At 35.3% G+C, this 22332-nt stretch carries 22 protein-coding genes; 9 read left to right on the top strand and 13 right to left on the bottom strand.

Annotation, left to right across the window (positions count from 1 at the left end; all coding sequences use genetic code 11):
* The 7 genes from CDOMF_RS05335 (at position 1) to CDOMF_RS05305 (ending at position 6311) form a co-directional block, all read left to right on the top strand.
* Positions 1 to 1251, top strand: a complete 1251-nt coding sequence (locus tag CDOMF_RS05335; protein ID WP_260953093.1) for a M16 family metallopeptidase — start codon at positions 1 to 3, stop codon at positions 1249 to 1251.
* Entirely contained in the window at positions 1248 to 2141 is an 894-nt protein-coding gene (dapA, locus tag CDOMF_RS05330) for a 4-hydroxy-tetrahydrodipicolinate synthase (protein ID WP_260953092.1), read from the top strand. The genes CDOMF_RS05335 and dapA overlap by 4 nt, the downstream gene beginning before the upstream one ends.
* Positions 2141 to 2926: an enoyl-ACP reductase gene (locus tag CDOMF_RS05325; RefSeq protein ID WP_260953091.1), complete on the top strand. Its 786-nt coding sequence runs from the start codon at positions 2141 to 2143 to the stop codon at positions 2924 to 2926. Before dapA ends, CDOMF_RS05325 begins: the two co-directional genes overlap by 1 nt.
* Positions 2923 to 3462, top strand: coding sequence for a CDP-diacylglycerol--glycerol-3-phosphate 3-phosphatidyltransferase (gene pgsA / locus CDOMF_RS05320; RefSeq protein ID WP_260953090.1), 540 nt, complete (start codon positions 2923 to 2925; stop codon positions 3460 to 3462). The genes CDOMF_RS05325 and pgsA overlap by 4 nt, the downstream gene beginning before the upstream one ends.
* A 12-nt stretch (positions 3463 to 3474) precedes the next feature.
* Positions 3475 to 4488, top strand: coding sequence for an AI-2E family transporter (locus CDOMF_RS05315; RefSeq protein ID WP_169974662.1), 1014 nt, complete (start codon positions 3475 to 3477; stop codon positions 4486 to 4488).
* Between the two features lie 63 nt (positions 4489 to 4551).
* Positions 4552 to 5664: an RIP metalloprotease RseP gene (gene rseP / locus CDOMF_RS05310; protein WP_260953089.1), complete on the top strand. Its 1113-nt coding sequence runs from the start codon at positions 4552 to 4554 to the stop codon at positions 5662 to 5664.
* Positions 5661 to 6311: a YggS family pyridoxal phosphate-dependent enzyme gene (locus CDOMF_RS05305; protein WP_260953088.1), complete on the top strand. Its 651-nt coding sequence runs from the start codon at positions 5661 to 5663 to the stop codon at positions 6309 to 6311. The genes rseP and CDOMF_RS05305 overlap by 4 nt, the downstream gene beginning before the upstream one ends.
* Positions 6312 to 6563: 252 nt before the next feature.
* On the opposite strand, the gene CDOMF_RS05300 is transcribed toward CDOMF_RS05305, so the two are convergent.
* The 13 genes from CDOMF_RS05300 to mltG all read right to left on the bottom strand — a co-directional run bounded on the left by CDOMF_RS05300 (position 6564) and on the right by mltG (position 19075).
* Entirely contained in the window at positions 6564 to 7871 is a 1308-nt protein-coding gene (locus CDOMF_RS05300) for a DUF4135 domain-containing protein (protein WP_260953087.1), read from the bottom strand.
* Positions 7864 to 8322, bottom strand: coding sequence for a GNAT family N-acetyltransferase (locus CDOMF_RS05295; RefSeq protein WP_260953086.1), 459 nt, complete (start codon positions 8320 to 8322; stop codon positions 7864 to 7866). Before CDOMF_RS05295 ends, CDOMF_RS05300 begins: the two co-directional genes overlap by 8 nt.
* A gap of 339 nt (positions 8323 to 8661) precedes the next feature.
* Positions 8662 to 9048, bottom strand: coding sequence for a hypothetical protein (locus tag CDOMF_RS05290; RefSeq protein ID WP_260953085.1), 387 nt, complete (start codon positions 9046 to 9048; stop codon positions 8662 to 8664).
* Between the two features lie 348 nt (positions 9049 to 9396).
* Positions 9397 to 9882 carry a flavodoxin domain-containing protein gene (locus CDOMF_RS05285; protein WP_260953084.1) on the bottom strand — a complete coding sequence of 162 codons (486 nt, stop codon included), beginning with the start codon at positions 9880 to 9882 and terminating at the stop codon, positions 9397 to 9399.
* Positions 9883 to 9909: 27 nt separating this feature from the next.
* Positions 9910 to 10464, bottom strand: a complete 555-nt coding sequence (locus CDOMF_RS05280) for a 2-oxoacid:acceptor oxidoreductase family protein (RefSeq protein ID WP_260953083.1) — start codon at positions 10462 to 10464, stop codon at positions 9910 to 9912.
* Positions 10461 to 11306: a 2-oxoglutarate ferredoxin oxidoreductase subunit beta gene (locus CDOMF_RS05275; RefSeq protein WP_260953082.1), complete on the bottom strand. Its 846-nt coding sequence runs from the start codon at positions 11304 to 11306 to the stop codon at positions 10461 to 10463. The genes CDOMF_RS05280 and CDOMF_RS05275 overlap by 4 nt, the downstream gene beginning before the upstream one ends.
* Before the next feature lies 1 nt (position 11307).
* On the bottom strand, positions 11308 to 12429 hold the full coding sequence (locus CDOMF_RS05270; RefSeq protein WP_260953081.1) for a 2-oxoglutarate synthase subunit alpha: 1122 nt from the start codon (positions 12427 to 12429) through the stop codon (positions 11308 to 11310).
* 1 nt (position 12430) lies between these two features.
* Positions 12431 to 12736, bottom strand: a complete 306-nt coding sequence (locus CDOMF_RS05265; RefSeq protein ID WP_260953080.1) for a 4Fe-4S binding protein — start codon at positions 12734 to 12736, stop codon at positions 12431 to 12433.
* A 124-nt stretch (positions 12737 to 12860) separates the two neighbouring features.
* On the bottom strand, positions 12861 to 13742 hold the full coding sequence (sucD, locus tag CDOMF_RS05260; RefSeq protein WP_260953079.1) for a succinate--CoA ligase subunit alpha: 882 nt from the start codon (positions 13740 to 13742) through the stop codon (positions 12861 to 12863).
* Entirely contained in the window at positions 13743 to 14909 is a 1167-nt protein-coding gene (gene sucC, locus CDOMF_RS05255) for an ADP-forming succinate--CoA ligase subunit beta (protein WP_260953078.1), read from the bottom strand.
* Between the two features lie 4 nt (positions 14910 to 14913).
* Complete coding sequence (locus tag CDOMF_RS05250; RefSeq protein WP_260953077.1) at positions 14914 to 15807, bottom strand: lactate/malate family dehydrogenase; 894 nt, start codon at positions 15805 to 15807, stop codon at positions 14914 to 14916.
* Between the two features lie 9 nt (positions 15808 to 15816).
* Positions 15817 to 18018 (bottom strand): NADP-dependent isocitrate dehydrogenase, encoded by a 2202-nt coding sequence (locus CDOMF_RS05245; RefSeq protein WP_260953076.1) that lies wholly within the window; start codon positions 18016 to 18018, stop codon positions 15817 to 15819.
* Between the two features lie 61 nt (positions 18019 to 18079).
* Complete coding sequence (mltG, locus tag CDOMF_RS05240) at positions 18080 to 19075, bottom strand: endolytic transglycosylase MltG (RefSeq protein WP_442863530.1); 996 nt, start codon at positions 19073 to 19075, stop codon at positions 18080 to 18082.
* Between mltG and CDOMF_RS05235 the strand changes: the two genes are divergently transcribed.
* Together CDOMF_RS05235 and CDOMF_RS05230 are read left to right on the top strand one after the other, a co-directional pair.
* On the top strand, positions 18972 to 21530 hold the full coding sequence (locus CDOMF_RS05235) for a YhdP family protein (protein ID WP_260953074.1): 2559 nt from the start codon (positions 18972 to 18974) through the stop codon (positions 21528 to 21530). The genes mltG and CDOMF_RS05235 overlap by 104 nt on opposite strands.
* A 34-nt stretch (positions 21531 to 21564) precedes the next feature.
* The gene (locus CDOMF_RS05230; protein ID WP_260953073.1) at positions 21565 to 22332 is read left to right on the top strand and encodes a sulfite exporter TauE/SafE family protein; all 768 of its coding nucleotides are present in this window, start codon (positions 21565 to 21567) and stop codon (positions 22330 to 22332) included.

Raw genomic sequence — 22332 nt, 5'->3', positions numbered from 1 at the left:
ATGCTTTTAAAATATTCAAAAATTAAACTTAAAAACGGGTTTGGAATTTATCACATTCCGGTAAATAAAGGCTCAAATGTAATCAGTATCGATCTTTTTTACAAGGTAGGATCAAGAAACGAAGTAATGGGAAAAAGTGGAATAGCTCATATGCTAGAGCACCTAAATTTCAAATCTACCAAAAATCTAAAAGCTGGAGAGTTCGACAAGATAGTCAAGGGTTTTGGCGGTATAAATAACGCAAGCACAGGCTTTGATTATACTCACTATTTTGTTAAGTGCTCAAAGCAAAATTTAGACAAATCGCTAGGATTATACGCTGATATAATGGCGAATTTAAGCCTTAAAGACAAGGAATTTCAGCCTGAGCGAAATGTTGTTTTAGAAGAGAGGCTTTGGCGTACAGATAATAACCCTATAGGTTTTTTGTACTTCACTCTCTTTAATACAGCCTTTACCTATCATCCATACCATTGGACGCCGATAGGTTTTATAGAGGATATTAAAAACTGGACAATTGAAGATATAAAAGAATTTCATTCTATCTTTTATCAGCCTAAAAATGCGATACTATTAATCAGCGGAGATATAGATAAAAAAACGGCATTCGAGCTTGGTAAAAAGCACTTTGAAGAGATTAAAAACTCAAAGGATATTCCAAATATTCACTGCGTAGAACCTGTTCAAAATGGAGCAAAGAGGGTTGAAATTTATAAAGAGAGCGAAGTGGAGATGATCGCGATTGCCTTTAAAGCCCCGCCGTTTAACCATCAAGATCAGGTGGCGTTAGGCGCTATAAGCGAGTATTTAAGTAGTGGTAAAAGCTCAGTAATGCATAGGATTTTAGTTGATGAAAAATGTTTAGTAAATCAAATTTATGCTTACAATATGGATAATATCGACGAAGGTCTTTTTATAATAATAGCGGTTTGCAATCCCGGAGTAAAAGCTGAATTGGTGGAAAAAGAGATACATCAGATTTTAGAAAATATTAAAAAAGAAAATATAAATCAAGATGAGCTAACAAAGATAAAAAATAGCATAAAATCGGACTTCATACACTCTTTTGGTAGCGCTTCAAGAGTTGCGAATTTATATGGGGATTTTCTTATCAAGGGCGACATAAAACCTCTTTTTGAGCTTCAAGAGAAGATAGAAAATCTAAAGGGTAAAGATATTAATGAAATTTCTAAAAAATACTTTACCGATAGGGCTTCTACTACAGTTATTTTAAGAAAGGATCAAAAATGAAAAAGATTCTAAAGGGCGCAATGACCGCTCTTATAACACCTTTTAAAAACGGTAAATTAGATGAAGAAAGTTATGAAAAACTTATTATAAGGCAAATTCAAAACGGAATAGACGCAGTAGTGCCTGTGGGAACTACCGGAGAGAGTGCCACTCTAACCCATGATGAACATAGAATTTGTATAGAAATAGCCGTAAAGACATGCAAAAATACGAATGTAAAAGTGCTTGCCGGCGCCGGCAGTAACGCTACTCATGAGGCGGTTGGACTTGCTCAATTTGCCCAAGCTCATGGAGCTGACGGCATCCTTTCGGTTGCGCCGTATTACAATAAACCTACCCAAGAAGGACTATATCAACACTATAAAACAATAGCCTCAAGTGTTGAAATTCCGGTTCTTTTATATAACGTCCCGGGTCGTGTAGGTGTGGATATACTACCTTGCACGATTTTTAGACTTTTTAATGACTGTGAAAATATATTTGGCGTAAAAGAGGCGAGCGGAAGTATCGATAGATGCGTAGATTTGCTTGCTCATGAGCCAAATTTGGTCGTTATAAGCGGAGAGGATGCTATAAACTACCCTATCCTTTCAAATGGTGGGAAGGGTGTCATATCAGTAACCTCAAACCTGCTTCCTGATAAAATTTCAGAGCTTACGCATCTGGCTCTTGATGAAGAGTATATCAAGGCAAAGGCTATCAATGATAAGCTTTATAATATCAATAAGATGTTGTTTTGCGAGAGCAATCCAATACCTATAAAGGCGGCTATGTATATAGCGGGACTACTTCCAAGTCTAGAGTATAGGCTGCCGCTTTGCGAACCTAGCAAAGAGAATTTCAAAAAGATAGAAGAGACTATGAAGCAGTATGAGATAAAAGGATTTTAATGGATTTTAAAAACGAATTTAAAGGTAAAACCTTAGTAATAAGCGGTGGGACAAGGGGTATAGGAAGGGCGATAGTAGAGCAGTTTGCAGAGGTTGGAGCAAATATTGCTTTTACTTATAACTCAAATGAGGAACTAGCCAAAACGCAAGCCAAAGGGCTTGAGGATAAGTTCAAAATAAAGGCGCGCGCCTACTCTTTAAATATACTTGAACCAGAAACATATAAGGATCTTTTCGAGCTTATAGATGCCGATTTTGATAGAGTGGACTTTTTTATATCAAATGCGATTATTTCAGGGCGTGCCGTAGTTGGTGGATATACTAAATTTATGAAACTTCGACCAAGAGGTATAAATAATATCTTTACCGCTACTGTAAATGCCTTTGTGGTAGGAGCTCAAGAGGCCGCCAAGAGAATGGAAAAAATCGGCGGTGGTAGTATTATCTCGCTTAGTTCAACCGGAAATTTAGTATATATAGAAAACTACGCAGGTCACGGAGCCTCAAAGGCTGCTGTTGAAGCTATGGCAAGATACGCCGCAACAGAGCTTGGAGAAAAAAACATTAGAGTAAACATAGTAAGCGGAGGTCCTATCGAAACGGATGCTTTAAGAGCCTTTACAAACTATGAAGAAGTAAGAGATATGACAGCTAAGCTAAGCCCGTTAAATCGTATAGGTCAGCCTACGGATCTGGCCGGAGCTTGCCTGTTTTTATGCTCAAGCAAGGCTAGCTGGATAACCGGTCATACATTTATAATAGATGGCGGAACAACATTTAAATGAGTTTAAATTTACCGAATATCCTTGCGTTTTTACGCATTTTACTGGCGCCTGCTATGTTTTATATCCTTGTAAATACAAATACTCATTTTGAAAATATCCATATTAGCTGGATAAACTATTTTGCGGGACTAATTTTTGCAATAGCCAGCGTGACAGATTTTTTTGACGGATATATCGCAAGAGCTTGGAATCAAAAAACAAAGCTTGGCGCCATAATAGATCCTTTGGCCGATAAGATGCTAACCTTAGCCGCATTTTTAGGGCTTATGATGATGGATAGAGCCAATCCTTGGGCTATATATCTGATACTTATAAGAGAATTTTTTATAACAGGTTTTAGAGTAGTGATAGCTGCAGAGGGACTAAATTTCGCCGCCTCAATGGCAGGCAAGGTAAAAACGGTATTTCAGATGATAGCCATTGGATTTTTGATCATGCAGTGGCCTTTTGCCAATGCACTTTTATGGTTTGCCGTAGCATTAACACTATATTCTGGATTTGAGTATATATTTGCATATATAAGATCTGCCAGATAAAGGAATATTTGTTTGAGAAGTAATCTAGTAATAGTCTATCTGGCAAGCTTTGTTGTTGTAGCCGCAGGTTTAAAGGCTGCAAGTATGGTTGTATTTCCCTTCCTTATAGCAGTTTTTATAGCCATAGTAATGTCTCCTGCGATAAATTATCTCCAAAGGCTTAAATTTCCTAGAATATTAGCTTTTATGGTTGTTGTTGGAGTTGTATTTGTAACGCTTGGCTTTATTGCGAATACTGTTATAACTACTATAAATGGACTTCTTGGCTATCTTCCGGAGCTTCAGGAAAAGTTTAAAACTTTTAGCGATCAGACTATTCAGATCATTGAGAGATATGATATTATCAATACACAAGATATAGTAGTACCAAGCGAATTTGACCCTAATAAAATTTTTGCCGCCTTTGGCACTCTATTAAAAGGGAGTACAGAACTTGTATCAAAGAGCTTTTTTATATTTTTATTAGTTACCTTTATGTTGTTTGAAACCAATGTATTTCATCAAAAAATCGAGTATTTCGCTAGCAAAAATCCTCAAGCAAACCAGATAGCAGATACCTTCATATCAAATTTGAAAAGATATTTGGAGATTAAGTCATTAACCTCTTTGGCTACCGGAATTTTGATCTTTATCGGACTTCATATCATCGGTGTGCCTTACGCACCGCTTTGGGGAATAGTAGCCTTTGTCTTAAATTTCATACCAACTATAGGCTCGGTCATAGCTGCAATACCTGCTATTTTAGTTGCACTCTTGATGAGCGATGTAAGTTCGACCGTTTGGACGATAGCCTTATATCTTGTAATAAATGTTGCAATAGGAAATTTTATAGAGCCTAAATTTTTAGGTAAAGAGCTTGGTATAAGCACGCTAGTTGTATTAATGAGTCTACTTTTTTGGGGATTTTTATTTGGAATCGGCGGAATGTTTTTGGCAGTACCTCTTACAATGAGCCTTAAAATAGCACTTGACGCCAATCCAAACACTAAATTTATAGCCGTTTTGCTTAGTGATAAGATAGATTAATATTAAGCGTAAAATTTAAAATAAAATGCTAAATTTAGCCAGTTTTTATAAAAAAGGTAAATATTGAAAAGTATAATTTTTGTAGTTTTGTTGCTTATTTTAGGTGTTTACGCTTATTCATGGTATTTTTTTATAACTGTTTTTGCCATATCTTTTTTAATATTTTTTCACGAACTTGGGCACTTTATGGCAGCTAGAATTTTAAATGTAGGAGTTTTAAAATTTAGCGTAGGCTTTGGAGATAGTCTATACTCAAAACGCGTAGGCCAAACCGAATATGCGATTTCAGCTATTCCTCTTGGAGGGTATGTGAGCCTAAAAGGACAGGATGATACCAAACCAAATCTAAAAAATATGGACGATGACAGCTATACCAAACTTAGCCCTCTTGGACGGATTTTCATACTTTTTGCAGGGCCGTTTTTTAACTTCGCTTTAGCATTTTTGATATTTATTGTGCTTGGGTATATTGGTGTAGATAGGCTAGCTCCCGTGGTCGGTAATGTGATGCCAAATTCAGCCGCGCAAAAAGCCGGTCTACTAAAAAATGATAAAATTTTAAGCATAAACGGAGTAGAAATTCGCGAATGGGACGATATAAGCAAAAATGTAAAGCTAACTCAAACCCTAATTGAAATAGAGAGAAACAAAAAGATACAAACTGTAAAATTAACGCCAAAAATAGGCGAAAGCGTTAATCTTTTCAGAGAAAAAATAGAAAAACCACTTATAGGAATTTCTCCTTCAGGCGAGGTTATAAATCTAAAAAGCAGAGGTCTTGACTCTTTAAAATTTGCATTTAATGAGACGATAAACGCCTCAAAACTCATATTTACAGGCATTGGCAAGCTAATAGAGGGCGTGGTGCCTATAAAAGATATGGGAGGTATAATTCAGATAGCAGATATTACTTCTAAAGCCGCACAGATAAGTATATCAACCCTTCTTGTAATCACTGCTTTAATCTCTGTAAATTTAGGCGTATTAAATTTACTTCCCATCCCAGCACTTGACGGAGGACATATTCTATTTAATATATATGAGCTGATTTTTAGACGAGAAATGAATGAAAAAGTCTATATCGGCCTAACATATTGCGGATGGGCTTTATTGATTACACTTATGCTAGTTGCTACATTCAACGATATATTAAGGCTTGGCGGAGTTAGTAATTGAAAAATTTAGCTGAAATTTTAGAGCGCATCAAAAAGGTGCAAATCGGTGTAGAGGTTAAACTCATAGCCGTTAGTAAAAACGTAACCACAAAAGAGGTTTTAGAGCTTTTTAATGAGGGGCAGATCGACTTTGGCGAAAATAGAGTTCAAGAGCTTAAAAACAAGCAGCAAATTTTAGCTGAAATTTTGCCTGAGAATCTTATAAAATGGCACTTTATCGGTCGTCTTCAAAGTAACAAGATAAACCAACTCATATCTCTTCGCCCCACTCTTTGGCAAAGTTGTGAGAGTCTTAAGGCTGCGCTTGAAGTGGATAAAAGGCTTGATTATGAGCTTGAATGCTTGCTTCAGATAAACTCCGCCGAAGAAGAGAGCAAGCAAGGAGTGGAAGCCAAAATGGCGGTGGAGACATTTTTGTCTATCAAAGAGAGCTGCAAATTCTTACGTCCTGTTGGAGTGATGAGTATCGGCGCGCACGTGGATGATATAAAGAGTATCCAAAAAAGCTTTGAAATCACGCGTAAAATTTATGAAGAGCTTGAACCGCACGGAGCTAAAATTTGCTCTATGGGGATGAGTGGCGACTTTGAGCTGGCCATAAAATGCGGCTCAAATATGGTAAGACTGGGGTCTGTTTTGTATAAATAAGGCTCAATCGTAATTTTTAATTATAAAATAAATAAAATTGGTATTTGATACCAAGTCTTAAGTTTAAAGATATTATTTGTAATGCAGCTATATGCCTTATATGTTTTTTGAAATACGGACAATGTATATTTTGCTTTGCTAAAGGTATGGATATAGCTGCCGATTCGTATCATATAGCATTATCTAATTTATATTGTTTAAGTATATAAAGCCTTTAATTTTCTATCAAAATCAAATTTATATATGAGATATTTATCTTTTTAAAGCCATTAAGTAGTTTAGTTCTTTTTGCAAACTTATAAAATTTTTATTATTTATACTATCAAGCCATCTTTTTACAAAAAAGCTAAAATTTTCCTTATAAAAATTATCCACAACTAATCTATCTTTATGATATATGCAGTTTTTTGTAGTATCATAATAAAAATACGGCACATCGGTTAGTATCATATCGGCTAGCTCGTTTTTTATTATATCTTGATAATTTTCTTCAGATATATTTCCTTTTTTATATTTTGTCATCTCATTACGAAGTTTGATTATATTATCTTTAAAATTTAAAGACGGCGTAAATAGTAAAATCATCCATTTTATATAAACACTAGTCGGTCTAAATACAAATCTTAATATCAAATCGTTTGAATTTATAATCTCTAAAATCTTATCTTTATGCTTCATAATCGCCCTATAACAATCCTTAAAGCCCCTATAAACGATATGTGCGTTATCTTTTATGTTAATAATTTTCGACCTATTTCTTCTATCGCTTAAAAATGAGACTTCAAAATCTTTATTTATTTGCACGATCATATCTTTTGTAGTCCTATCAAAAAGTCCGCAACTATTCTTAGTCGTTAAAAGCCCCGTATAGCTTAGCGCAAAATGATCCGCATAAACATCTCTATAAAAGCAAGTTTCGGTATCTAAGATATAAAAAGAGTTATTTGCATATAAGATATTTTCGCTATGTAGATCGGTAATTCTAAAGCAATAACTAAAAGCTAAAGCCGCCCCTATACAGTAGCATAATCTAGTCTCATCTAAATTTTGATCGCTATCTAAAAATTCTATAATGCAATAATCTTTTTCATAGTGTAAAATTTCAGGAAACATAGATATATCGTATTTTAAATTTTGCTTAATATGATTAAAGATATCTAATAGAACTTTTAAGTGTTTTACGTTATAGGGCTTATACACAAGCTTTTTGTCGTTTGCGCTAAATATAAGTATGCTTCGCTTTTCATTGTGCGTCTCTTTGCTAGCAAATTCAATATCGTCAAATTTAACGACATCCGACTTTAAATATTTTTTGACATCTAAAATAGCCTTGCAAATATATTTTTGCAGCATATACTCAGCGTATAGATTAATACTAGATATATCGGCTTTAAAATTTTCTAAATTTATCTTTCCGTTTAATCTCTTATCAAATGCCATACACTGAGCGCTACTTATAAATTTAGTCTGTTTTAAAAACTCTTCTATTTTTAAAACGAACTTTTCGCTAAATATGCAATTTGGAAATTGATCGCAGATAGCCTTAGCAAAATCACTCATTTATATTTATTCTAGGCACTCTTTTTCTAGAGCAAATCGTAAAATTTTTAGAATTTTCTATAAAACCGAATTTTTCTAAAAACGCTACCGCATCCCTATTTTTGCTAATCGGCGTTACGACCCAAGTCGTAGTATGAGCAAATCTTTTATTAAAAGCGTTCATCAAAGCTCGTCCTACGCCTTTACGTTGATAATCCTTATGAACCATAATACCGTAAAGATAAGATGTGGCAAAGTTATCTCTATCCGAAAAAGCATGCAAAACTCCGATAGTTTTTTCTCCTATCTTAGCGATAGCTACATAATCATAGCTTCTAAACATATCATAGTGTGAATACAAAGGAGCCGCGTCTATATACTTTTGCTCCGTCCAGCCTATGGATAACTGAATTTCATCGATATCTTTCGGATCAAAATTCGCCGAATTTTCTATAATTACTAAATTTTCCATTTTTTCTCCTTATTGACAAGTAGGTAAAGATGTGCATTCGATATAAATTTTAGTATCGTATGGTTTATGGCAATTATTACACTTAGAATTATATATAATAATTTTCTTATACTGATTATCGGACAATAAACTACTTTCATTTTTTAAAAAATACTCTATCTCACTATCAATTTTGCTTTTTTGAGCTAAATTGATAGGAGAATTCGGTATGATTAGATGTTTTGTAGAGGCGGTATCTTCATATATATTTATTTTATAATTACTCTTTAGATCATAGCCAAAATCGGATAAGATTTTAGTAGGATCACTTATAAAATCTCTTTTAAACTCTATATCCGTTCAAACCTTAAGCATAATCTCCGCAGGAAGTTGCTCTGAAATCACAAAGCGAATTTCGTTTTGTAAAATCTCTTTAATCCGACCGCTTGATAACTCTTCTATATTTTCAAGGTAGGGTATGGAAAAATTTTTAATTCCGTTTGAAACTTGATAATAAGCCTTTATCTCTACGTCATCGCTTTTGTCGTTAAACAATATCGCAGGGTTTGACATGGCTTTATCAGCATAAGAGTTATCGCTCCAAAGCATTAAGAGCTTATCCGTGGGGATATAAGCATATTTTAAGATATTTAGTTTTATATCCGAATATTCGCTTGTTTTCGTATCTTTTTTTAAAAGCGAATTATCGGATACGACTTTATCCGCCTCTTGAGCAAATCCCGACATAGCTATCGCCAGCAAAACAACTGTAGCCTGTTTCGTGCTTCTTGAAAGTTTTTCATGATTTACTCCTATAATAAGAAAATAAAATATGCTCTTGAAATTATAATAAGATATAAAATAAAAGTCAATATCAATATAAATAAAATTAAATTTATTATCCATGATATAAAGTATTATTTATAATTTTGTGTGAATGCTTATAGTATTAAAGCTGTTTTATCTAAATGAAATGCAATAAATAATTTTATCCATTGCTAAACAAGTGCAAGATAGCGTTCAGACCTGCTAAAATACACTTATTTAAGAAGAAATATCTTACTAATCGCAATTAACTATTGGCGGTATAAAAATCTAAATTTGATTTTTTATCTCGCTTACCCACTTATCAATGCGCTTTTCATACTCCTTATCGCCTTTTGTATCGAGCGCAAGACCTATAAATTTATCATTTATAAACGATGAAGAGTAGTCAAATTTATAACCGTCTTTTTCACTGGTACCAAGCAATAAGGTTCCTTTTATGCAAGGCAAAAACTCAACTACACCGCCGCAGAAGTTATCACTGTGGCGCTCTTGGTTGCCAACTCCTACAATAGCTACTTTTTTACCTTTTAACTTAGCCTCTTTTAACAGGCATAATTTTGCTTTCCAATCATCATGAAGTTCGCCAAATCCATAACTTGAGCTTGCCAAAATCAAAAGATCAAAGTCTTCAAACTCGCTTGATTGCTCTACTTCCTTAACAGCCTTTACTTTAGCACCCAATTTTGAAGCTAGATACTCGCAAGCCTTTGCGGTATCGCCCTTTCCTGTAGCGTAAAAAATTCCTATTTTCATATTTTTCCTTTATAATTTTTGTATTAATTAACTCTCTTTTGCCTCTTTAGCGTATTTTAATCCTAGCTCGTAAGCCATAGCATTGGCCTCATAGACTTTCTTTGGTACCTTTGATAGCATAACTTCTCTTACTAAATTGGCATCCAAGCAACCACTCATCTCTACAGCTACTCCTAAGGCTACAACGCTTTGCGTGATGACATTTCCGACTTCGTCTTTAGCTATAGAGATAATAGGAATTTCATAAATTTTCCACTTTTTTCTATCCTCATCGCTAGCTTTGACCAAATTTGGCTCTATGACTATTATACCACCCTCTTTGACTCCGCTTTTAAAAAGATTGTAGCTTACTTGTGCCGTTGCAAGCATAAATTCTATCTCACCCTCATTTGCATATGGGTATAAAATTTCGCTTTCGTCTAATACTATATCAACTTTAGTAGGACCGCCTCTAACCTGTGAAGTATAAGTAGATGCTTTGACCCCATATCCTCCATCTTCTATCTTGGCGGCGGCTAAAATTTCTCCGGCTAAAATTACACCTTGTCCGCCAACCCCGACAAATCTAAGCTCTCTTTTCAATTTATATCCTTAAAGTCGATTTTCTCGCCACTTTGAGCCGCTTTTATAACTTGATCGTAAGCCTTTGTATATTCGGTTTTGCTGTTATCTTTGTGTAAAACTCCAAGAGGAAATTTGCCAATCCTATCATCTTCACTCATCAGATCAAATTTTGTCTTGCTTAAAGTTATACCGTCTATCCATTCAAGTGTCTTAGTTGCCTCTGCCATCTTGTTTTTTCTACCTAAATTTATATGGCAATTTGAAAAAATATCAAAGAAAGAGTAGCCATCATGACTAAATCCTTCTACTAGCATCTTTTCCATCTTGACAGGTTCTATCACGCTTCCTCTGGCTACAAAAGTTGCCCCCGCAGCCGTAGCTAGCTTGCATGCGTCAAAAGTTGGATCTATATTTCCGTATTGAGCCGTTACGGTCCACATACCGCGAGGAGTCGTAGGGCTGGTTTGAGAATTTGTAAGTCCGTAAATAAAGTTATTTATCAAAATATGATTTATATCGATATTTCTTCTGCATCCATGTATAGTGTGATTTCCGCCTATCGCAAGCCCATCTCCGTCGCCTGTTATCACGATAACTTTTTTATCCGGATTTGCAAGCTTTATACCTGTTGCGTAGGCTATAGCGCGTCCATGAGTAGTATGAACTGTATTGCAATTTACATAAGAGCTAAATCGTCCGGAGCAACCTATACCAGACACTACACATACATCGTTCATATCCCAGCCTAAGCTATCTATCGCTCTAATAACAGCTTTAAGTATCACTCCATCCCCACATCCCCAGCACCAAAGAGTCGGCATCTTATCTATTCTTAAATATTTGTCGTAATTAAATGCCATTTTAAAACTCCTCTATTTTCTGAACTATCTCTTGAGGGCTTATCGGGCGTCCATTTGCCTTAAGTAGAGTCTTAAAGTCATCTCTTAGCATTGCTTTTTTAATCTCTCCCGTATATTGCCCTAAATTTAGTTCGCAGATTAGTATTTTTTTAAATCTCTTACCTATCTCTTTTAACTTCGCTTCAGGAGTTGGAAATAAAGTTATAGGCTTAAACATTCCTACCTTGACTCCATTTTTTCTTAAATTTAAAATCGCCTCTTTTGCCGCCCTAGCAACACTTCCAAATGCTATGATACAAATTTCTGCATCTTCAAGCTCAAATTCCTCGCTATTTTCTACCTCGTCAAGATGTAGGTTAATCTTATTAAAAAGCCTATTTATGTTATATGAAACTATCTCTCCATCCTCTGTCGGAAAGCCGGTAACTCCATGATGAAGTCCGGTAATATGATATTTGTAGCCTTGAAAAAATTTATTAAGCACGGCAGGCCTATCTGCTTTAGCTTCATAAGGTTTATAATCCTTTGGATCTCCGGTAAATTGCTCTTTATTTACTATTTTTATATCACTGATATCAGGCAAAATTGCCTTAGCGTGCATATGCCCTATAGTCTCATCAAGCAGTAAAAATACCGGAGTCATAAATCTTTGGGCTAAATTAAAGGCTCGAATCGTCTCAGTATAGCACTCCTCCAAGCTAGCAGGAGCTAAAACAATACTATTAATATCGCCATGACTTGGGTTTTTGGCTTGAAGCAGATCTCCTTGCGCTACTCTTGTAGGAAGTCCTGTACTAGGGCCTCCGCGCATTACGTTTACTATCACAATCGGAATTTCGGCGATAAATCCAAGCCCTATTTGCTCACTTTTTAATGAAATTCCAGGCCCTGAGCTTGCAGTCATCGCCTTAGCTCCACTCATAGCGGCGCCAAGCGCTACAGAGATTCCCGCTATCTCATCTTCCATCTGTATGAATTTACCGCCTTTTTTTGGCAAAAGAACGCTTAACTCATGAGCTATCTCGCTTGAAGGCGTTATAGGATATCCGCCAAAAAAATTACAACCGCAATCCACAGCCGCCATTGCAACAAGCTCATTACCGCTAGCTATCACCTCTCTCATTTTAGACCCCTAGCTTTTCATAATGATTTGCTTTGACTGCCGCGGCTCTTTCTTTACTCTCTGCAGTAAGTTTGGCAAATTTAAAGCCCTTGTCTGCTACATAAATGGCAAAATCAGGACAGTGAAGCTCACAATCCCTGCAGCCTATACAGGCCTCAGGATGAACCACCTCTATCATTTTTCCAAGTACTGCACCAAGCTCTATACGCATACCCAAAACTCCTGCGGGGCAGTAACTCACACAGATATCACACGCCTTACAGCGGGTAGTGTCTACCCATACTGGGGCATCATCTCTTATCAGCATATATTTTCCTTGACTCAAATTTCCAAATCCAGCATTTTTATATAATCTTGCTTAAATTTAAGATTGTAAAAAATAGATAAAAATTATTTTAATTTTATTTAAGAGAACTTCTGCTAATTATTATCTATGAAAATTTCATTACCTCTTTAAATTTTTCACCTATCTTACTTGGAGAATCCACTACATAAACTCCGGCTCTACTAAGCGCTTTCATCTTATATTCAGCACTTCCTTCGATTCCGTTTATAATAGCTCCGGCATGACCCATCTTGCGCCCTTTTGGGGCTGAATTTCCAGCGATAAAGGCTACTATAGGCTTTGAAATTTTCTCCTCTATCATCTTGCAAGCTCTTATCTCTAAATCCCCGCCTATCTCTCCTATCAAAAGTATAGCTTTAGTATCATCGTCTTTTTCAAAAAGAGGCAAAAGCTCCTCATAATCCATTCCTATAACGGCATCTCCGCCTATTCCTATAGCCGTAGATATTCCGTATCCCGCTCTTACAATCTCGTTTGCGCCTTCGTATGTAAGAGTGCCGGACTTTGAGATTATGCCAATATTAATATCCGATCTTTTAAAAACAGAACTTGGCATAATGCCGAGCTTGCAAAGATCAGAACTTATGATGCCAGGACAGTTTGGACCGATAATCTTCATTCCTTTTTTGATAGCATAAGCCTTTGCCGCAAGAATATCAAGCACGGCTATATGCTCTGTAATGACAACAGCAAGCTTTATTCCGCTGTCTGCAGCCTCTATAATAGCGTCTTTGGCAAATGCACTCGGAACAAATATTAAAGATGTATTAGCACCGGTTTTTTCGACAGCCTCCGCTGCAGTATCAAAAACAGGCAGTCCAAGATGTGTGCTTCCGCCCTTAAACGGTGTAACTCCGCCGACTATTTTAGTGCCATATTCTAGACAGCTTTGAGCATGGAAGCTTCCCTCTTTGCCGGTAAAGCCCTGAACTATGGCTCTTGTTTGTTTGTCTATTAAAATACTCATCTAACTTCTCGCTAAGCTTACAGCCAATTTAGCGCCATCAAGCAGATTGAAAGCTATATGCAAATTTTTAAGATTCGCATCTTTTAGCATGCCCATGGCCTCTTTTGCATTCGTCCCATCAAGTCTTATGACTATAGAGGTATTTAAATTTATACTTTTCGCGGCTTCTAAAATTCCGCTTGCAATTCTATCGCATCTAACGATTCCACCAAAGATATTTACAAAAACCACTTTGACGTTTGGATCTTTTAGTATAAGCTCAAAGGCCTTAGCCACACTTTCAGGACTCGCAGAACCGCCTACGTCTAAAAAATTTGCACTCTTTCCGCCGACGTTTTCTATTACATCCATTGTAGCCATAGCAAGCCCTGCACCATTTACTATGCAGCCTATATCGCCATTTAGCTTTATATAATTTAAGCGATTTTTCTTGGCTTCAATTTCACTTGGCTCCTCTTCGCTCTCATCTTTAAGGGCTAAAATTTCAGGGTGACGAAATAAAGCGTTATCATCAAAACTCATCTTTGCATCAAGTGCGTAAAATTCATCATTATCATTTAAGATAAGAGGATTTATCTCGATTAAAGTAGCGTCTTTTTGTATATAAATTTGATAAAGTTTCTTTAAAATTTCAATGAATTTTCTACTTAAATCTTTGTCAAAATTAAAAAATCCAATCAAATTTAAGATGTGAAAATTGCAAAGTCCGATTTGCGGATCTATGTTTATCTTTTTTATCAGTTCAGGAGATCTATGAGCAACCTCCTCTATACTAACGCCTCCATCCTTTGAGGCGATAATCGCAATATTTTCTTGCTTTCTATCAAAGGCTAAACTTAGATAAAATTCCCTTTTTATATTAAGTCCTTGCTCGATATAAATTTTACGAACTAGCTTTCCTTTTTTTGTGGTTTGAGGTGTAATTAGATACATACCAAGCATGTTTTTTGCGATATTTTCTACCTCACTTAGGCTTTTAGCTATCTTTACGCCTCCTCCAAGACCTCTTCCTCCGGCATGAACTTGAGCTTTAATCGCAAAGATATTTCCGCCTAAATTTTTAGCCGCATCCAAAGCTTCTTGACTCGTATATGCAAGTTTGCCGTTTGAGATTTTGATACCGAATTCTTTTAAGATCTCTTTTGCTTGATACTCGTGAATATCCATTAAATTAGCTCAATACACTACTTTCTATCAAGAAATTTATATTTTTTCTTATATCGTTTTCGCTCTTTACAAGCGCCTCTTTTTCCTCTTGGCTTGGATCTTTTATCTTTGCAATTCCATTTTTATTAAGCTTGACTCTGCGACCGCAAGTTAGACCATCATCCACTACTACGCAGCAGCTTAACCACTCATCGCTCTCATCTTTTATGGCTTCACACATCTTAGCCGCCGCGGCTCCTGGTGCATAATAGGCCGAAGTTCCTAGAAGCTTTACAAATTTAGCTCCACCGGTTTTTGTGTCATTTGATATCTCTTCAAATTCATCATCGCTTAAAGTTACGTTTATATTATCTTTTAGCACAAGCATATCGTCATTATGAGCGCCCATTACATGAGCTTTTATCTGAGAATTTTGTAAATTTAGCCTTTTTGAAATTTCAAATTTTAGCCTTGCTGAATCAAGCTCTCCAGCCATACCTAAAATTCTACTTTTATCAAACCCACTAACCTTATATGTTACAAATGTTAGTATATCAAGAGGATTTGTTACGTTTATAATTATGCAATTTGGTGCGAATTTGGCGATCTTTTCTACGGTACTCTTTACTATCTGAGCATTTTTAAGAAGTAGATCCTCTCTACTTTGACCCTCTTTTCTAGGGCTTCCTGCCGTTACTACGACTATATCGCTATCTTTTATAAGTGAAAAATCATCTCCGCCAGAAATTTTAACATCAATGTCAAAAACAGCAGCGCTTTGAGCCAAATCCATAGCTTTTGCAAGCGCAACATTACCAAATATATCGACCAAAGCTATCTCATCAGCTATCTTTCTTAGCATTATCGCGCTTGCAGCGCTAGCACCTACGTTACCCGCTCCAATTACTGAAATCTTCATTTCTCTTCCTTAATTTATGATTTTATTAAAAGTCTCACTCGGTCTCATCGCCTTAGAGGCCAAATTTTCATCAAATTTATAATACCCTTTTATATCCATCTTTTGACCTTGAACCTCTAAAAGCTCCTGGGATATCTTTTTCTCATTATCTTTTAACTCTTTGGCGATATCCTTAAATTTATCAGCCAAAATTTCGCCATTTTTAGCCAACTCATCGGCCCAGTAAAGCGCCAAATAAAAATGGCTGCCACGATTATCAGGAGTTTTTACCTCTTTTTGCGGAGATCTGTTTTCTTTAAGCCATCTTGAAACCGCGGAATTTAGAGTAGATGATAAAATTTTAGCCTTTTGATTTGATTTTAAATTGGCCAAATGCTCTAAAGACGCAATTAAAGCTAAAAATTCTCCTAAACTATCCCACCTAAGATGATTTTCATTAAAAAACTGCTCGGCTATCTTCGGAGCGGACCCGCCGGCTCCCGTTTCAAACACTCCTCCACCTTTTAAAAGAGGAACAACCGATAGCATCTTCGCGCTTGTGCCAAGCTCAAGTATAGGAAATAGATCAGTTAGATAATCTCTTAGCACATTTCCGGTAACACTTATGCAGTCTTTGCCAGATCTTATGATGTCAAGAGATTTTTTGCAAGCTAGTTCAGGTCTTAAAATTTCTATATCCACTCCGCTTAAATCGCTTTTTGAGAGTATCTCTTTAACCTTTTTGATAATCTCTTTATCGTGCGCCCTATTTTCATCCAGCCAAAATATCGCTTTAGTGTTAGTAAGTTTTGCACGTTTTATTCCCAAATTTACCCAGTCGGTTATCGCAGCATCTTTTGCCTGAGTCATTCTAAAAATGTCGTCTTTACAAAGCTCGAATTTAAAAATTTCCTCATCATTTAAATTATTTACTCTTAAAATCCCGTCATCAGGCATTATAAAAGTCTTGTCGTGACTTCCGTACTCCTCCGCCTTTTTAGCCATAAGACCTACATTTGATACACTTCCTATTTTGCTTGGGTTAAGTGTGCCTTTTTGTTTAAAATCTTCAATCACAGCCTCATAAATTTTAGCGTATGTGCTATCGGGGATTACGGCCTTAGCCTCTTTAAGAGCCCCGTTTTGATCCCACATTTTGCCGGAATTTCTTATCATCACAGGCATTGAAGCGTCTATGATGACATCGCTTGGGACATGTAAATTTGTAATTCCTGCATCAGAATTTACCATAGCCAAACCTGGACGCATAGTATAAATTTCATAAAATTTAGCTCTAATTTTATCTTGAGTATTTTTATCTAGCTTTGAAATTCTCTCAAAAAGATCTTTTAAGCCGTTATTTTCATTGATTCCCACGCTCTTAAACTCATCTTTAAATTCATCAAATGCCTCGATAAAATACTCTTTAACAAAATGTCCAAATATCACAGGATCACTAACCTTCATCATGGTAGCTTTAAGATGGACCGAAAAGAGCAGATCTTTGGCTTTAGCATCCTTTATCTGATCTCTTATAAACTGCTTTAAAGCCTTTGCACTCATAAATGTAGCGTCTATTACCTCGCCTTTTAAAATTTTTATCTCTTTTGATATCGTTTTTTCACCATTTTTGTTAGTAAATTCAACTCTTAAAGTATCATCACTCTTTGCAGTCATAGATCTTTCATTAAAATAAAAGTCTCCGCTATTCATATAGGCTACTTCTGCCTTGCTGTCTGATTTGAATTCTCCCATCTTATGAGGATTATTTCTCGCATACTCTTTTACTGCACTTACGCATCTGCGGTCTGAATTTCCTTGGCGAAGTACAGGATTTACGGCACTTCCAAGCACTTTTTGATATCTTTTGTAAATTTCTCTCTCGGCATCATTTTTTGGCTCATTTGGATACAAAGGCAGATCATATCCCTTGGCTCTTAGTTCGTTTATGGCATCGTTTAGCTGAGGAATAGAGGCTGAAATATTTGGTAGTTTTATAATATTGGCAAATTTATCCTCTGTCATATTTCCTAAAATTTCCAGCCAATCTTTTTCTTTTTGATCATCTTTCAAAACATCGCTAAAAGTGGCGATCATACGACCTGCAAGCGAGATATCGGCTACATCTATACTGATATCTGCTCTGTTTAAAAAGCTTTTTAGAATAGGAAAAAGCGAGTAGCTTGCAAGAAGTGGAGCCTCATCGGTTTTTGTCCAGATAATATCACTCATAATAGACCCTTTATTAAAATGTGTTATGTTATCAAAATTTAGGTTAAATTCTTTTGATTTTTTATCTTTGCATATCGATTATTCTGCTGTGTTCTTGGTATGTTTTGCTAAATTTATGCTTCATTGTTTTTTTATCTCTAACAAAGTATAAAAACTCGCTTTCTTGCGGATTTACGGCTGCCTTTATCGCAGCCAAAGATACGCTACATATAGGACTTGGTGGCAGCCCGTCATGTAAATATGTATTAAATTTACTCATATCCTCTCTTATTCTTTTGGCCGTAATTGTCTCGTGAGAGTAAAGTCCGTAATTTAAAGTTCCGTCCATCTGCAGCTTCATTCCTTTTTTAAGGCGGTTATATATCACAGAACTTACTATTGGCATTTCACTCTCATCCGCAGCCTCTTTTTGTATGATGGATGCTATTATTAGATATTTTTGCCACTCTTTTTGATCAAATTTTCCAAGTAGCTCAATAGAAAGCTCTTGATGACGTTTTTTTGATAGATTCGCTAAATGATTTATGAGCTGCTTCTCTCTTATTCCAATCGGTATCTTGTAAGTTTCCGGAATAAAAAATCCATCACCAAAAGGTGCGACTTTATCATAAATTTCATTTAAAATTTGCTCATTTAAATTTAAGCTTTTAGCCATATCTTGTAAAAATATAGCCGTGGTTTCTCCAGGTATTAAGGTTATCTCGCTCATTGCAGCCTTAGCTATAGTAAGAGCGTATAAAAAATCAAATTTGCTTAAGCTCTGTTTTTTGATATCCACCCAGCCAGATTGCGGATGCCCAAGTGTGGCCAAAATGTATTTATCTATGTTGATTATGTTAGAATTTCTTTGTTTTAGATATGTTATAATTTCTCCGACTGTCCCTTTTGGCAGGTAAATTACGCTATCGGTAGCTATAGGCCTACTAAGATAGACCAAAAAGCTTAGGAAAAAAATGATTATTATCTCACAGGCAATTAAAAAAATTTGGCATATTCTGCTATTTTTTATCATATTTTTTACAATCCTTATAGCTACGTTAAAACATGGTATCAGTATCGAAAATATAGATTTCAACGATTTTAAAATAGAGAAATTATATATAAAACTTGATAAAAAACTCATTTTAAGAGCTCAAAAATTAAAAATTCCAAAAACAAGCCACAAAGACAGCTCAAACGAAGACTTTTTAAGTCTTACGAACAATATAATATGGGTTGATAGACTATTTAAGGAGATTATTTTAGAAAAGATCGAGTTTGAAGACAATGAGCTAACTGTGCTTTTTTACGAGAACGCATTTCATGTCGACACCGCTTATCTTACTTTGGATACCACATTTACAAGCCAAGAAAACGGTCTGTTTATAGATGTTTACAATCTTGCCTTTAAGGATTTTGACATTAATCTAAGCGGAACATCAAATGCCGACATAAGACATAATATATATGATTTTAACGGCACTTTCGTGAGCCACGAACTTGATGGAAAGATGAAATTTCATCTTGAAAATGAGATTATAAACTACGATGTAAGCGACATAAACGCAAGCAGTCTAAAAAGCTTTATGCACGAGCTTGATGTCAAGCTAAATCTAAACGAAGATGTTAAAAATTGGATATACGGCTACATTGTAGCGGATAACTATTTTGTGCATAATCTAAGCGGAAAAGTTGATCTAAAAACTCAAAATTTCTTCTTAAATGAACTTAGTGCCAAAGGAGTTTCTAAAAATCTAAAGGTCAAATTCGAAGATAGCTTGCCTGCTGCAATTGTTGAAGAAGCCGATATAGAGCTAAAAAACGAGACGCTTTATTTTAAGCTTAAAAAACCAAGATGGAATGGAAAGAATCTAAACGGATCAAATTTAGAAATTTATAAAATTTTTGATGAGAAAAATGCCGGACTAATTTTAAATTTACAAACAAACTCAATCTACGATAAAGCGGTTAATTCTATACTAAAAGCTTATGATATAAATGTGCCGATAGAACAAAAAAGCGGTAGAAATGTAGGAAAAATAAGCATTGATATTAAATTTGATCCGCTTAAAGTAACGCCAAATGGCAAATTTAAAGCAAAAGATAGCAAGATTGATATAGCTGGCGCGATGTTTAATGTAAAAGAGGCGATAGTAGAGATAAGAGATGATAAAATAATCGTAGATGCCAAAGATAGCGGAATGGATTTTTTTAAGGGGGATATTAAAGTAGCCATAGATGCAACCAAAGAAAAAGGCGATATTAACGGCACTATCAATCAATTTGATTTAAGCTTTGATGGCGAGGAGATAGTAAAATTTAAAAACTTGCCACTAAACGCCTCTCTTGACTTTAGAAAGAAAGATGTGCTTTTTGATATCCTTGATCCAAGAATACAGTTAAGTTTCGGAGATGAAAGCACAATAAGAATAGATGATATTTCAAAAATTTATGATTATTCGCCTTTAATTAAGCAGATTGGATTAAATAGTGGAAACTTCACACTAAAAACAAAAAATTTCGATGATTTTGAAATTAGCCTAAGAAATGCGAAATTCAATATGCCATTTTTAAATAAAGACGGCTCAAAATACGATAGTGACGGCTTTGACATAAAGATAGGCGAGAATTTAATAACTGCAAATAGCCTCAGCAATAATCTAAATATTAACATCAAAGATAAAAAAACCGAAGTTCATATAAAAAATATGGATTTGGTTATAGATAATGAGATAATTTTAAGCGATAAAAGTAGCGGTAAAAACAAAAATTTAGAGTTTGACGGATTAAATTCAGATCTATTTATATCAGATCTGAATCGCACTCTAAAGTTTTTAAGCTATAACGGAAGTATTGTCAAAGACAAAATTCAATTTAATGCAAGACCTCAAAGCGGAAATGTCAGCATAATACAAAGTGATAAAAAATTTAATATGTTTGCAAACGATATCACGGGAGATTTTGTAAACAACCTTTTTGGCATGGATAGCTTTGAAGGTGGATTTTTTAAGCTAAGGATAGTCGGCAATAGTACCGATGATTTAAAGGGTGAAATAAGGCTACATGGCGCAAATTTAAAGAGCTATACATTCTACAATCAATTACTGACATTTCTAAACTCTGTTCCGTCTCTAATCATCTTTAAGACTCCGGACTTTACCGAAAAAGGCTTTCCTGTAAAATTTGGTAAAATTTTATTTGAAAAAAAAGGAGACTTGCTAAATATTATAGCTATAGAGCTGGATGGCTCAAGCGCAGATATAGGTGGTCGTGGGACTATAAATTTAGCGACCAAAGAGATAGATGTGGATTTGGAACTAAGGCTTTTAAAGGACGCAAGCTCGATAATCGGCTCAATCCCGATAGTAAATCAGATAATTCTAGGCAAAGATCGCAGGCTTTCAACCGTAATTAAGGTGCGCGGAACACTTGATAAACCTAAATACTCTACTCAGGTTTTGGCAGATACCCTAATGTCGCCGCTTAAGATAATAAGAAATGTATTAGAAGCACCATTTTTAATATTTGAGTAAAATTTTACATATAATTTTATGTATAGGAGTTTTGGTGGAAATTATAATAATTAGTCTAGTCGCCTTTACAGCGTCTTTGCTTACTCTGTTTTCAGGTTTCGGACTTGGCACACTGCTAATGCCGGTTATGGCGATATTCTTTCCGGTGGATGTAGCGGTAACGATAACGGCTATAGTGCATTTTGGCAATAATATATTCAAAGGAGCTTTGTTTGCTCGCTCTATAAACAAAGATATATTGCTAAGATTTGGAATTTTAGCCATGATATTTTCGTTTATCGGAGCTTTAACGCTAAAAGCCTTAGGTAGCGCAAAAATTCTTTTTAATTACCAAATTTTTGATATGAATTTTCAAGTTGATACTATAAAATTTATCATAGGATTTTTGATATTGATATTTGTATTTATAGATATTATGCCTCAGTTTAAAAATATCAAATTTGAGCCTAAATTTCTGCCATTGGGAGGAATTATAAGCGGATTTTTCGGAGGATTATCAGGGCATCAAGGTGCTTTTAGAAGTATGTTTTTAATAAAATGTAAAATGCCAAAGGAGCAGTTTGTAGCCACAGGCATATTTATTGCCATTATGGTTGATATCTCAAGGCTTATGGTATATGGCACAAATTTTTCCAGCATAGATGAAAATTTATATTTGGCTCTTATGGCAACGGTTTTTGCATTTATAGGCTCATTTTTTGGTGCAAAACTTATTAAAAAGGTCACTATAGATTTTATCAAGATAATAATATCTATGCTTTTGGTTTTTATAGCACTATCTATGATGGCTGGGGTTTTATAA

Origin of the sequence: Campylobacter sp. RM16187 (assembly GCF_025319965.1) — a bacterium.
Lineage (GTDB): Bacteria > Campylobacterota > Campylobacteria > Campylobacterales > Campylobacteraceae > Campylobacter_A.
The sequence above is the reverse complement of the archived record's forward strand: the minus strand, read 5'-3'. Positions and strand labels throughout refer to the sequence as shown.